General features: G+C 40.5%; 10 protein-coding genes. All 10 read right to left on the reverse strand.

Annotation, left to right across the window (positions count from 1 at the left end; translation table 11 throughout):
- Positions 1-169: 169 nt before the first annotated feature.
- The 10 genes from EGX73_RS02905 to EGX73_RS02950 all read right to left on the reverse strand — a co-directional run bounded on the left by EGX73_RS02905 (position 170) and on the right by EGX73_RS02950 (position 13,238).
- Positions 170-1,036 carry an AraC family transcriptional regulator gene (locus tag EGX73_RS02905; protein WP_029486347.1) on the reverse strand — a complete coding sequence of 289 codons (867 nt, stop codon included), beginning with the start codon at positions 1,034-1,036 and terminating at the stop codon, positions 170-172.
- Between the two features lie 365 nt (positions 1,037-1,401).
- Complete coding sequence (locus EGX73_RS02910; protein WP_051661442.1) at positions 1,402-3,309, reverse strand: MucBP domain-containing protein; 1,908 nt, start codon at positions 3,307-3,309, stop codon at positions 1,402-1,404.
- Between the two features lie 614 nt (positions 3,310-3,923).
- Positions 3,924-4,472: a GNAT family N-acetyltransferase gene (locus tag EGX73_RS02915; protein ID WP_003128287.1), complete on the reverse strand. Its 549-nt coding sequence runs from the start codon at positions 4,470-4,472 to the stop codon at positions 3,924-3,926.
- 45 nt (positions 4,473-4,517) lie between these two features.
- Positions 4,518-5,006 (reverse strand): hypothetical protein, encoded by a 489-nt coding sequence (locus EGX73_RS02920; RefSeq protein WP_005470222.1) that lies wholly within the window; start codon positions 5,004-5,006, stop codon positions 4,518-4,520.
- Positions 5,007-5,264: 258 nt separating this feature from the next.
- A complete protein-coding gene (adhE, locus tag EGX73_RS02925; protein WP_005470221.1) occupies positions 5,265-7,856 on the reverse strand; it encodes a bifunctional acetaldehyde-CoA/alcohol dehydrogenase in 2,592 nt (863 codons plus the stop codon).
- Positions 7,857-8,186: 330 nt separating this feature from the next.
- On the reverse strand, positions 8,187-9,266 hold the full coding sequence (locus EGX73_RS02930) for a M42 family metallopeptidase (protein ID WP_003128283.1): 1,080 nt from the start codon (positions 9,264-9,266) through the stop codon (positions 8,187-8,189).
- Positions 9,267-9,278: 12 nt separating this feature from the next.
- Entirely contained in the window at positions 9,279-10,343 is a 1,065-nt protein-coding gene (locus EGX73_RS02935) for a M42 family metallopeptidase (protein WP_005470220.1), read from the reverse strand.
- A gap of 15 nt (positions 10,344-10,358) precedes the next feature.
- Positions 10,359-10,880: a GrdB-related putative oxidoreductase gene (locus EGX73_RS02940; RefSeq protein WP_003128281.1), complete on the reverse strand. Its 522-nt coding sequence runs from the start codon at positions 10,878-10,880 to the stop codon at positions 10,359-10,361.
- A 13-nt stretch (positions 10,881-10,893) separates the two neighbouring features.
- On the reverse strand, positions 10,894-12,240 hold the full coding sequence (locus EGX73_RS02945; RefSeq protein ID WP_123866729.1) for a PTS sugar transporter subunit IIC: 1,347 nt from the start codon (positions 12,238-12,240) through the stop codon (positions 10,894-10,896).
- Positions 12,241-12,290: 50 nt separating this feature from the next.
- Positions 12,291-13,238 carry a N(4)-(beta-N-acetylglucosaminyl)-L-asparaginase gene (locus tag EGX73_RS02950; RefSeq protein WP_003128278.1) on the reverse strand — a complete coding sequence of 316 codons (948 nt, stop codon included), beginning with the start codon at positions 13,236-13,238 and terminating at the stop codon, positions 12,291-12,293.
- Positions 13,239-13,242: the final 4 nt, after the last annotated feature.

Genomic DNA, 13,242 nt, shown 5'->3' on the forward strand with positions numbered 1-13,242 from the left:
CTTGCACCATCACTCGTCTTATTCTCACAAATTCCACATCATGGATTCTTCTCAAACTCCTATTCAATGAATATACAAAAGAAGCACAGAAGTAACTTTCTGTGCTTCTTTTGGCTTGTTTTGATTCCTCACTTTGCACGTTCTTTCGTGACGTTTGATTCGTCAATCATCAGCTTTTACTGACTGGAATCCATAGCTCGCTTTTGCAGTCGGGTTTAGACAAATCGGAACTTTCATGCCACAAAAGTTCGGGTCCTCCAGTTAATTGATAATCAGACATTGCCAGCCATTCGCTGTAAATACGCGCCCAAGTTTCTTGAACTGCTTCTGGAAATGGTCCTACTACTGTAAAGACTGCCCAATCAGATTCTTCCACTTGTAACACATCATAAGGTTCTGATGCTTTTTGGGTAGTTGCTACACCGACATACTGATCAAGCGCTGTTCCTTCCACTTCTCGTTCGACAAAATTTGCCGACACACTGATAATTCCTCGCGGCTGGATATTTGCCAGATTTTTGAGTTCCATAATGCGCTCTGGCGTCAGCTTTTCATACAGTGATGTCATTTGCGGATTCTCTCCCTGATACTGCAGCGTGATCCTTTTTTTGAAACCGACGATTTGAAAAGGTTCATTGTGCACGATCCGATAGTCCATTTTGTTACCTCCTTTGATTGTCAGCTGGAAAGTCATTGGTGGAAATGCTTTTAGAATAACATCCAGCTGTTTTGCTTGTGAGGGAGAAATGCCATGCATCCCACGAAAGGCTTTGCTAAAAGCATCCGACGAATCATAGCCAAGTAACGTTGCAGTGTCGATTACTTTCGCTCCTTGTTTCAACAAGTCTCCTGCCAAAACCAATTTCCTGCATCGCAAATATTCGCTTAAAGACATACCCGCCAAATAGGAAAATACCCGCCGAAAATGATATTCCGAACAACCAGCTAATTTAGCCATGTGTGTAAAATCAATTTCTTCTAACAAGTTTTCTTCTAGATAGGCCATTGCCTGATTCATATTCTCTAAAGGATTCATTCGTCTTCTCTCCCATCTCCTACACAATAACAAAGTTCAAAGAACGTCACCCGGTATTATCGTTGCATGTTTTATCGGTTTTAGTCAAAAGTATTTTTTGATGCCCCAAGTATAGCATAGAACAAGAAATTCCTTTAAATGCATGAACGTTCTCTATGTTTTAAAAAGTGTATTTGTAAATAGATCTATTTTTTTGAGCTGTCGATGTACTGATTCCTAAAGACTACCGCACACAAAAATACCAAAACAAGAAGATAGGCTCCTTGTTTTGGTATTTAGTCGTTTACTCATCGATCGTTCTTAATGAACAATCCTTGTCTCCACTTAAGAATCGACATCTCGTAATCAAAAAGAACTGCTACCTTTTATTTTCGTCTTTTTATTAAATAGAATCCAATAAAGCTGACTAATCCAATTCCTATAAGGTTTAAATAACTTTTTGATACGTCATTGGTTTGTGGTAATTTTGCTTTTGATTCTGAATCTTTTTGATAATTTGTATTTTCTTTCTTAGATGTTGATGTCTTGTTTTTTTGCTCTGAAGTGGATGTTTTTGCTGGAGAAGCATCTTTTGTATATACATATGTGATGGTTTGCGGCTCTTTCCCTAGCTTTCCGATCCGATTTTCTGGTAATTGGCTCTCATCTAGATGATAACCATTGATCGACAACTGATATTCTTTCGTAGTAGCATCATAGTGATCACCGATATTTCCTTGAATGGTTTTCGCTGCATGAATTTCTTTGCCGTCTTTGTCAACATAGACAACTGTCACAGCTGCCGCTCTTTCTGAATCTTTGCCTTTATCCGAATTCTTCGTATACACATATGTCACGGTTTGCGCTTGATCACTCATTACTCCAGTGCCATTCTTTGGCAACTGTTTCGTGTCTAATGTATAACCATTGATCGTTAGTTTGTATACATCCGTCGTAGCGTCGTAGTCATCTCCAACATTTCCTGTAATGACTTGTGGTGCGTGGATCTCATTTCCATCTGTGTCCACATATTCTACTGTGACATCTGCGGCTGCTTCTTGATGATTGATCGCAAATTGATGCAAATAGGTACCTGAAGAAATCGCGTAGAAGCTAAACCCATCTGGTTGTGCATATGTCCCGGCTGGATTATTCAGACGTGAATTGTATTTCATCGTATGAATACCTTCAAATTCTTCTGGGGTTATATCAGACACAGTGACGTCTTGATCTGTAATAGATAGCTGAGAAGAAGGGAGTTGAACCCCGTTTAAGTCAAAATACGTTTGGCTTTGACTATTGGATGTTGAAAAAGGTGGAACATAGCCATCAAAATTTGTTAGTCGATTGGGCATGATCGAAAACGGGACAAAAAATGACTGCGTTGCAGCATCATAATTCAGCTCCTTAGCAGATATCGTAGTCACTCCATCACTTCTTCCTGTATTCTGCCCATAAGCCGCCAGATTTTCTAAGACAGGAAAATTGTTGATAACGGTGAAATCGCTGACCGCACAAAATTGAATCCGTAATTCCTTTAAATTCGGCAATGTAGCCAATGGCGCAATCGTAGTAATATTCATATTCGACTCAAAAGTAAGTGATTCTAAATTCTTCATTTCAAGTATCTTCGGATAGACAGCATCTGTGACATTAGCAGAAGAAAGGTTCAATCGAGTAAAATTGTCCCCAAAATCAGGAACATTGTCATCTGTAACATTCGCTCCCATTAAATAAGCATAGACTAAACTATCTATCTTAGTTAATACCGAAAAATCAGAAATCTGATTGGTTCCATTCATGTAAAAGGAAGACAGGCTTGTGGCATACTCCAAACCGGACAAATCAGCAAGAGCTGAATCAGTCGAATAAATATAGATTGTCTGCATTTTACTGATTTTTTCTTTAGTGATTTCTGATACTTCGATTCCTAATGCCTTCGCCACTATTGACTGTAATGTAGGATCTGGTAACCAACTAGAAACATCCTCAGTATTGGCTTGATTATCAGGCAACGAATTTGCGAACTGTTGAGCATTTGATGGCAACAAACTTCTAGCTGATTTTTCCTTTGATTTGGCAGAACTTGTATCTGGAATCGATGATTCTTCTGTACCTACTGTTGATGCTGTTGATGTTGTTGATGCTTCACTCTCAGAACTTGATTCCTTTGAATCAGAAGTAACACTTTCAGAGGTAGAAGATTCAGTAACAGTCTCAACTGAATCGTTGCTAGTTTCTTGGGTGGTGTCAGACTGTACAGAGTCGTTTCCCTCCGCTGCTAGTACTGTCACTACGGGGGTAGCCAGTGGTGAATTTAATAAGACAAATAAAGATACATAGCTAAATATTTTTCGTTTATTTTTGATCTCCTTTTTTGCTAATCATTACCTTTTCTTTTTTTAACCATATTCTCATTTTAATAATAATAATCCTAAAATGGAAAATAGTAAAGTTATAACTTAACTAGTGAAATATAGCACGAACGTTACGCACTTTTCACACCCCAATCACGCCATTTCATTTGCTAAAAATTAATAACTACTGTATCTGTAGACCAAAGTATTTCTAGGAATAATGGTAGCAAAAAAAATAGCTGTACCTGCTTTGACTTTGCTTCAAACAAAAATCAGTGTATCTACGCTTACTCTCCCATGACTTTCAAAAAAGGATTGCATCTAAAATTGTAAATTGATCAGCTGAAATAAAGCTGCTTCTTAGCTTCCTCGTCTTTCGATATTGTGGAGCAAGACAATCAATAACAGTTGGCGACAAAAAAAGACCAGCAAGGAATATCCCCAGCTGGATCCACAAATAGATATTTTTTACGTTTTAGCAGTTAGATCTGTTATCGATGCCAACAGACGGAACAAAAAATCCCGTTTATTGGTACAGTGCAGTTTTTTTCTTACCTGCCCATTCTTTGGTTCCATTCTTCTCGCAGCACACCGTATTTTACTGAGTCATAATAGTGGCCTTCCCAATAACGAACTCTACGGATTTGTGCTTCTTTCGTCATGCCCAGTTTTTCCCCAACCTTCATCATCCGGTGATTGCCTGACCAAGTCGTATATCCGATCCGTTGGATGAGTGGTTCTTGTTCAAATAAGAATGTGATCCACAAACGCATCGCATGACTACCGACCCCATGATTCCATATAGTGGCATCATAGATTGCTACACCAAATTCAAGCCATTGATGCAGATTGCCATCTTCCCAATATGCAGTGGCGATTCCTACAAGCCTTCCTTGATAATAAATAGCCTTCCGTAATGGATTATTTAAACAATTTTTGCCAAATCCATTTTTGAATTCTTCCCAGGTTAGGATAGGGTCCTGAAAATAAGGTCCATCCCACTTTTTCCACTCTAAGTCAGCTTTAGGACCATAACTGATCGACCAAAGAGCAGAAAGGTTTTCTTCGGTGATTGATTTCAATTGTATATGATTTTTCATCTTTCTCCTTTTCAAACATCAAACTGCTGAAAAATAAAACTGAAGCTACTTGTTTTTACCAAACAAACGTTGAAAAAAGCCATTTTTTTCGGACGCTGTTTCTTTGACTACCACTGTACCATCGGTGTCCTTCCACTTTCTCTGAAACGTAAGATTATCTTGTAAAAGTAATCCATTTAACTCGAGGATACCTTTTAACCCAGCAATCGTTCGGCGCAACTCACCGTCTTGTTGACCATAGAAATCCTTCTTCCCAGCATCTTCAAGTTCTTCTAGTTGCCGGATTAACTCTCGAAGTGTTTGAGCCTGATCTCCCAGAATAGCCGACATCTCTTCCACTTGACGTTCTTCTATCGTTGGTGCCGTTTCGTAAATAGTCACTAAAGATAAACTATCGACATAATCCTTTAAGTCAAAAAGAAACGTTTGGCTTGCTTCATCTTCAACCATTGATGTTTTCATTAAATAGTTTTGTAACGCTTCCATTTGTTTTTGCTGAACGAGTAAATCTAACACTAAGGCCTCTGTGTCCATCGGTACCACCTCCTACTCTATTGTTGCGTTTTTCTTTTGCTTCGTCAAGAAAAGCTTCGAGAATAATGTTGAAAAACAGACGGGCTGAATAGTAATTGTTTTCTCTACTGTATATTACATATCACATACCACTTCTTTTATAGTCAAATTTACTAGTTTCTGCACCACCCTACAGTTAACTCAATTCATTGTATCTCTCAACTACAAAAAATATCCCCTCGGCAGCTAAGATACCGAGGGGATTGGTGCATTCATTGCTTAGCCGTTATAAGCATCCACAATGATTTGTTTCAATTCAGAAATCAATGGTTCTTTAGGGTTCGCAGTTGTACATTGGTCTTCGTAAGCCAATTCAGCCATACGATCTACAGTTGCATCCAATACTTCTTGAGTCACGCCTTGTGCTTTCAAGTTCATATCGATACCAACGGATTTACCTAATTCGTAAACCGCAGTTGCTAATGCTTCAACTAGTTCCGCAGTTGTTTCTCCTTTAAGACCTAAGAATTTCGCAATGTCTGCGTAATCTGTGTCAGCACGGAAGAAATCATATTTAGGGAACATCGCATGTTTTTGAGGATCTTTGGCATTGTAACGGATAATATGCGGTAAAAGAATCGCATTGGTACGTCCGTGAGGAATACCATATTCTCCCCCAATTTTGTGAGCAACTGAGTGACAAATACCTAGGAATGCATTGGCGAAGGCCATACCTGCCATTGTTGATGCGTTATGCATTTTTTCGCGAGATTCCATATCCGGTGTTTTCACTGATTTTTCTAAGTAGTCAAAGACTAACTTGATTGCTTGTAAGCTCAACCCACGAGTGTAATCAGATGCCATTACAGACACATAAGATTCAATCGCATGGGTCAATACATCCATACCTGTATCTGCTGTTACAGAAGCAGGAACTGACATGACGAATTGAGGGTCAACGATCGCTACATCTGGTGTTAATGCGTAGTCTGCTAATGGGTATTTCACATGCGTATCGCTATCTGTGATAACCGCAAATGGGGTTACTTCAGAACCTGTACCGGAAGTTGTTGGGATACATACAAATTGAGTTTTTTCTGGTTTGTCGATCTTGTATGTCCGTTTACGGATATCCAAGAATTTTTGTTTTGCGCCAAAGAAAGATGTATCTGGGTGTTCATAGAACATCCACATGCCTTTCGCAGCATCCATTGCTGATCCACCACCAAGAGCGATTACTGTATCTGGTTTGAAATCAACCATCATCTTCGTTCCAGCATAAACGGTATTTGTTGATGGGTTTGGTTCTACATCTGAGAAGACTTCGATCTTCACATCGTTTTTGCGGCGAGCAAGAACTTCGCGAACGGTATCGCAGTAGCCGAATTGAACCATTCCTGGGTCACAAACGATCATGACACGTTCAACATTTTCCATTTTCTCTAAGTATAATAGAGAGTTCTTTTCAAAGAAGATTTTTGGCGGTAATTTAAACCATTGCATATTATTTCTCCGTTTCGCTACAGTTTTAACGTTGATCAAGTTCACAGCAGAAACATTACGAGAAACAGAGTTCTTTCCGTATGAACCACAACCAAGTGTCAATGAAGGGATCATTTCATTGTAGATATTACCGATACCACCTTCAGCAGATGGAGTATTCACCAAGATACGGCAAGCTTTCATGCGTAAGCCAAATGCCAATTGCAAATCTTCATTTTCTGTGTGGATAACCGCTGTATGTCCTAATCCACCTAAATCAAGCATAGCTTCACATTTTTGGAAAGCATCTTCTGTGTTGTTTGCTTTGATCATTGCTAGAACTGGAGAAAGTTTTTCGCGAGATAATGGGTAATCTGCACCCACGCCATCTAGTTCTGCAATCAATAGTTTCGTACCTTCAGGCACCTTGATGCCTGCTAATTTTGCGATCTCCATTGCTGAATGTCCAACAATTGCTGGATTTACAGCATATTTGCCTTCATTCATCACTGCATCTTCAAGTTTTTGCAATTCTTTTGGTTTTACCACGTATACTTGATGAGCTTCAAACTCTGCTTTAACAGCTGCATAGACTTCTTTATCAACGATCACTGCTTGTTCAGAAGCACAGATCATTCCGTTATCAAATGTTTTAGAAACGATCAAATCGTTGACCGCGCGTTTGATTTTTGCTGTTTTTTCGATGTAAGAAGGGACGTTACCTGGACCTACACCTAGGGCTGGTTTTCCTGTTGAGTATGCAGCTTTGACCATGCCTGCACCACCAGTTGCCAATACGATGGCGATTCCTGGGTGATTCATCAATAAGCCTGTTGCTTCGATTGATGGATGTTCGATCCATTGCACACAGTTTTCTGGTGCACCGGCTGCGATTGCTGCATCACGAACGATCCGCGCTGCTTCTGCTGAACATTTTTGAGCAGATGGATGGAAAGCAAACACGATTGGGTTCCGAGTCTTCAATGCGATCATTGCTTTAAAGATCGTTGTTGACGTTGGGTTCGTTGTTGGAGTTACCCCACAGACAACCCCGACTGGTTCAGCAATTTCGATCAACCCTTTTTGTTTGTCTTCATTGATCACGCCAACTGTTTTGTCATGTTTGATGCTATTCCAAATATATTCTGAAGCATACATATTTTTGATTGCTTTATCTTCATAGATTCCGCGACCCGTTTCTTCAACTGCCATTTTTGCAAGCGGCATATGTTTGTCTAAGGCTGCCATAGCCATTTCGTGTACGATATGGTCTACTTTCTCTTGATCAAAGTTTTCCATTTCTTTTAAGGCCACGTTTGCTTTTTTTGCAAGATCATCGATCATTGCTTGTACATCGATCGTCACTTCTTTTTCCAATGTCTTAGCCATTGTAATCCTCCTAGTTCGTTAACAATTTATTTGTTAATTACTTCACATACACATCATACAATAACTCTTTTCGTTTGTAAACAATTTCTGTGATTTTTTTCACAGTTTTTTAAAAATAAGTTAAATCAAGCGTTTTCAACATATCGAGTTATTTTAATCTGATGTTTAAGTGACTCGAGTATCCATGTGCTTTATTGAACAATCGTTGCTTTTATCAAGCTTTTTCCAAGAAAAAGAACCGATATATTTGATTGATTCTCAAATATATCGATTCTTAGTATGATGGATACTGATTTTGGTTTTGCATTTACATAGATGAACAATAACACTCTATTGTCCAATTTTGAAGGAGCGTGTTTCTTCAGAGGTGATTTTTTTCAAAAATTCACTCAATAGAATGATTGTTTGCAAATAATCTTCTTTGTGGATGATTAATCTTGAGGAATGCATATACCTTGTCGGAATCGATACTGTCATTGCAACAACTCCTGTCATTGCTTTATGGATGTTGCAAGCATCTGTCCCTCCAACAGTCATGAAGTCATGCCGATAAGGTAGTTTTTGTCTTACTGCAATCTCTTCCATTTTTGCAAGCAGTTCACTATTACCGATCGTTAGCGAATCCAAAACAGAGAGTACAGGACCTTTTCCCAGTTGCAATCCCCCTTGATCAAAGGGAGTGTCTACAGCGGTAGTGACATCTAACGCAATCGCCAAATCGGGCTTAATGCTGTGGGCAGCTGTACGGGCACCTCGTATACCGACTTCTTCTTGAGTCGTTGCCGCAAAGTAGACATCAACAGCTAGCTCTTCTTTGGCTAAAGCGTTCATGACCTCAATACAGACACCCACACAAACTCGATCATCCCACGCTTTCCCTAGCAAGTAATTCGGATCATTCATTTCACGAAAGACCGTCTTAGGTGTAACCATGTCGCCTACCATTATTCCTAACTGGCGAATATATTCAGCTGACGGAACCCCCATATCTAAATAAAATTCATTAGCTGGGATCACTTTATTCTTTTCTTCTGGCGGCATCCCGTGGGGCGCGCGACTTCCAATGACCCCTGTGTATTTCTTGCCTTCCATCGTTGTGACACGCATTTCCTGTGCGGGCATGACGTGTCCCCACCAGCCGCCTACCGGTAAGAGTTTCAAATAACCTTCCTTGGTGATTTTTCGAACTACGAAACCGACTTCGTCCATGTGGGCTGACAACATCACTTTGGGCGCATTCGCTTTAGAACTCTTTTTTACTAAGATCAATGAACCAAGGTTGTCATAAAAACAGAAATCAACTGCTCCTTCTGCATATTTCTTCACGATTCTGGATATTTCTTTTTCCCGGCCGCCGATACCATCGGCTTCACTTAATTCTTTTAGGATTTCTAAGTCTACAGCTCTCATAGGGATCGTCTCCTAGCGGTTTTCTTCTTTGAATGAAACAATCGCTGCTTCGTCTAAGTCTTTCAGAAAAAGATAGATGGCTTGACCGACTGTTTCATAATCTTCTTGCGAAACAACTTGAGCTGCTGTGTTCATATTTCTTACAGGCATGTTCATAAATAAGACTGGACATCCCGTCCGTAATTTGTTGAACCAAGCACCGTCTGAGTCTTCTAATGAGAAATAATATTGATATGGCAATGCTGCCTCTTCACAGATTTTTCTCAATTCTTCCATCGGCAACCGATTTGGCAAAACGGAAGGATCATAATATGTCAATAGAACTCCTTTTGAGAGTTCTCCTTGTACATCGCCAGCATCTTCCTGATAATCCCAGGCTCGATTTGTATCTAGGATGATCGTTAGGTCTGGTGCAACCAGATTCGCTGCTGTTTGAGCACCTCTGGCACCGACTTGCTCCTGAACCGTACATCCAACATATAGATCAAAAGGGAAGCTGAGTTGATTTTCATAAATTTGACGTAACAAATCAATCGTTTGATTGACAGAAATCCGTCCATTCCAATTTGGAGCGATCCATTCTTTTCCATTTTTGCTGACAGTAAATTTGGGCGCAAATGTCACCATATCTCCCAAAGAAACTTCTTCTGACAATGCTTCCTCTTTTGAAGAAAAACCAAAATCTAATAAAACGTCCTCTTTTCCCTGAACCTGGTTTGCTTTGTTTCGTCCTAAAATGACGCCTGGGAAGGCTTTCCCTTGTCGATTGTACAGGTGGACTTCCTGTCCCAATAAGCTATTCGGCTCGATTTTCCCCATTATCAGTCCGCGAATCAAGCCGGTTTCTTCGATTTTTTTGACAATAAACCCAAGTTCATCCATATGGGCAGTCACTAAAACAGTGGTTGGATTCTCCTTTTCAGATTTGATGACCCCATAGATCGAACCTAGATTGTCATAGATGATTTCATCGCAGTAAGGTGCATAATACTCTTTCAATAATTTAGAGATTGTTTTTTCTCTTCCGGAAATTCCGGGAGTTTTGACCACTTTTTCGAGCTGATCCATTTGTCCCATCTGCTTTACCACTCCTTAGTAACAATGTTCCTTCACGTAATCCGTTGTATCTTTTTTCTCTGCTTTCAACTGACAAAGAGTCAACATTTCGTTCATTGCTTCTGTTAATCCAGTACCACCCTTTTTTGGCATTTTTACAATATCTACTTGATCTTTAAATCTTGTGATTGCCTCTTGGCATTCAATGGACATCGCCGCAACAGCAGGGATCTGAACCTTCTCTTCGACAACTTTCGCAACTTCAGCAGCCATTTCCCCGTATGTTTCATAATTAAAACATGGACCGCAAAGCAACACATCTGCGCCTAATTTCTGTACCATTGCGGCAATCTTTAAAGAAGATTCCTTCGCATGCTTTCGGTAATAGTCATCACCACAATAAATCGTGGCAAGAACCTCCATATTCTTTTCCTTTAATAACTTTTCGAACATTTTGACAGAACCAATCGCTGTCTTTTGCCCCCCTAATGGCTGATCCCCATGTTCTTTCCCACCAAGTCCGGCTTGAATTTGATCCAGCAAAAAGATTATTTTCATTGTGATCCCCCTTCTATAACAAGTGATCGATGGAAATATCATCAAACGACAATTCCAGTTCTTCACTTTTGGCTTGTTCTGCTTCCCGTTCATCCTTCAGGTATTGCTTGTCTAATGCCATAATGAATGGATAGTAGATCAAACAACCAATGGCTAATAGAATCAATTGCCAGACAGAGGCAACCAGACTTCCTGTACTCAAATACCCTGAGAAGCCGATCGGGGTCGTCCATGGCAATGAAACGCCGGTTGTATAAGGAATGATTCCTAGGTTGGTTACCAATGTTGATAAAAGCAGATTAACCATTGGAACAGCGATAAAAGGAATAATAATGATTGGATTCAATACGACTGGCAAACCAAAGATGATTGGCTCATTGATCCCGAAAATTCCAGGAACGAGCGAAAGTTTCCCTAGTTCTTTGATCCGTTTTGATTTACAGAAGAGGACCATGATGATTACAAGGGAAAGTGTAGAACCACCGCCGCCAAAGTTGGTAAAGAAGTTCGAAAATGGATCCGTGAAGATGTTTGGCAAATCTTTACCAGCTTGAAAGGCATCTAGGTTTTCCATGGTTAGAATTCTTAAGATCGGCGCAAATACAGAATTGGCTACCGCCGGACCATTAATCCCAAAGAACCAAAAAATCGTACAGGCTAAACTATAGAAAATCTGTGCGGTTAATGTATTACCGGCTCCTTTTAATGGCATTTGCAAGACATTAAAGATAAAATCATGGACGGTACCAAAAGGGGTCATACCAAATAATATATTGATGACAAAAAATAAGAGCATGACTAGTGCACTTGGAATCAGCGCAGCAAAGGATTTCGTTACAGCAGGTGGAACCCCATCAGGCATCTTGATGGTCCAGCCTCGTTTTGTTGTATAAGCATAAATTTCTACAGAAATAAGTGCGACGAGCAAACCGACAAAAATCCCATTTGTTCCTAAGTGATCAAAAGAAAGCCCGCTAATTGGATCTGCCACTCCTTCAACGATCAGCTTATTTGGTGTTAAAATCAAAAACGCAATCACGGCTACCGCTGCCGCTTGGATGGGATCGGTTTTCTTTTCCCGTCCATAAGCATACGCCGTTCCTAGACATGAAAAGAAGCCAACTGTATTAAAGACAGAACCAGAAACCCGAGTGACCCACGACTCCCAACCTGTACCAAACATTCCTGTCCAAAACTCTGACCACCCTGGTATTGGAAAATTTGCGAACAGTAAGAAAATCGATCCTACAATCACTAATGGTGTCGTGATCAAAAAGCCATCACGCACTGCGATCAAAATTTTGTTCTGCCCTAACTTTACCGCAAGCGGCATCAACACATTTTCTAATTTATCGAACATTCCACTCTTCCTTTCGAGATCTTGCTCTTTGCAATCCTCTTTTTTTGAAATCATACCGGTGCTTTGATGCGTGCTTCATATGCATCAAGCCACTCTTGCGTGATCGGTGTGATCACCGTGGTTTGATCTGGACCAGGATTGGCCATATAAATAGCCGCTTCTTGGTCAGCTGTCGCAACGCTAAATGTGAATTCTACATTTGTTGCCACCCCCCATGCCCCATTTTTATCCAATGCTATCAACGAAAAGGCACCTGCTTTGCCATAACGTTTGCGTAATCGTTCTTCAAACCCATAAACAGCCCGGTCACAAGCGGCTTGTGGTGAAAGACCTTCTCCCATCAAGCGGACGATTTCATAAGAAAGACAGCCTTTCATCAAATCTTCACCCAAACCTGTAGCGGCAGCTCCGCCAATCGTACTGTCTACATAAAATCCTGAGCCGGATAATGGCGAATCTCCCACTCGACCCTGTTTTTTCATGAACAAACCAGAGCTAGAGGTACCGACTGCCATTTGCTGTTGCGTATCGAGAGCAACAACGCCAACCGTGTCATGGCCATCGTAAGGATCGAGGTTGGAAGCAGCGATTTCTGCTAATCGTTTTTCCCAGATTTTTTTTGCCCGATCGGTCAACATATTCTTACGTTCAAATCCAGCCAACATCGCGTATTCGGTGGCTCCTTGCCCTACTCGAAAGCTATTGAATTTCTCATCACTCAATTGGCGTGCAACTGAGATGGGATTGGCAACATCGGTAATCCCTGCAACGGCACCAATCTTAAATGTTTCACCATCCATAAAAGCGGCATCCATTTCGACGATTCCGCGTTCATTTGGCAATCCGCCATAACCAACTGATTTATAAAATGGATAATCTTCCACTGCTTTGATGGCAGTTTCTACTGCATCTTTGCATGACGCTTGTCCTTCTAAAAGTTCTTTGGCTGCCAGTACACCATCGTGTGCCATTCGCCAAGTTGCAATCATTCCCCACATATCT

Origin of the sequence: Enterococcus sp. FDAARGOS_553, assembly GCF_003812305.1 — a bacterium.
In the GTDB taxonomy this organism is placed as follows: domain Bacteria; phylum Bacillota; class Bacilli; order Lactobacillales; family Enterococcaceae; genus Enterococcus_D; species Enterococcus_D gallinarum.

Excerpts from the sequence above, each read along its gene's own strand:
- EGX73_RS02930 (WP_003128283.1), bottom strand. The coding sequence starts at position 9,266 with ATGAGAGCTGTAGACTTAGAAATCCTAAAAGAATTAAGTGAAGCCGAT.
- EGX73_RS02945 (WP_123866729.1), bottom strand. The coding sequence starts at position 12,240 with ATGTTCGATAAATTAGAAAATGTGTTGATGCCGCTTGCGGTAAAGTTA.
- EGX73_RS02935 (WP_005470220.1), bottom strand. The coding sequence starts at position 10,343 with ATGGGACAAATGGATCAGCTCGAAAAAGTGGTCAAAACTCCCGGAATT.
- EGX73_RS02915 (WP_003128287.1), bottom strand. The coding sequence starts at position 4,472 with ATGAAAAATCATATACAATTGAAATCAATCACCGAAGAAAACCTTTCT.
- adhE (WP_005470221.1), bottom strand. The coding sequence starts at position 7,856 with ATGGCTAAGACATTGGAAAAAGAAGTGACGATCGATGTACAAGCAATG.
- EGX73_RS02940 (WP_003128281.1), bottom strand. The coding sequence starts at position 10,880 with ATGAAAATAATCTTTTTGCTGGATCAAATTCAAGCCGGACTTGGTGGG.
- EGX73_RS02950 (WP_003128278.1), bottom strand. The coding sequence starts at position 13,238 with ATGTGGGGAATGATTGCAACTTGGCGAATGGCACACGATGGTGTACTG.
- EGX73_RS02905 (WP_029486347.1), bottom strand. The coding sequence starts at position 1,036 with ATGAATCCTTTAGAGAATATGAATCAGGCAATGGCCTATCTAGAAGAA.
- EGX73_RS02920 (WP_005470222.1), bottom strand. The coding sequence starts at position 5,006 with ATGGACACAGAGGCCTTAGTGTTAGATTTACTCGTTCAGCAAAAACAA.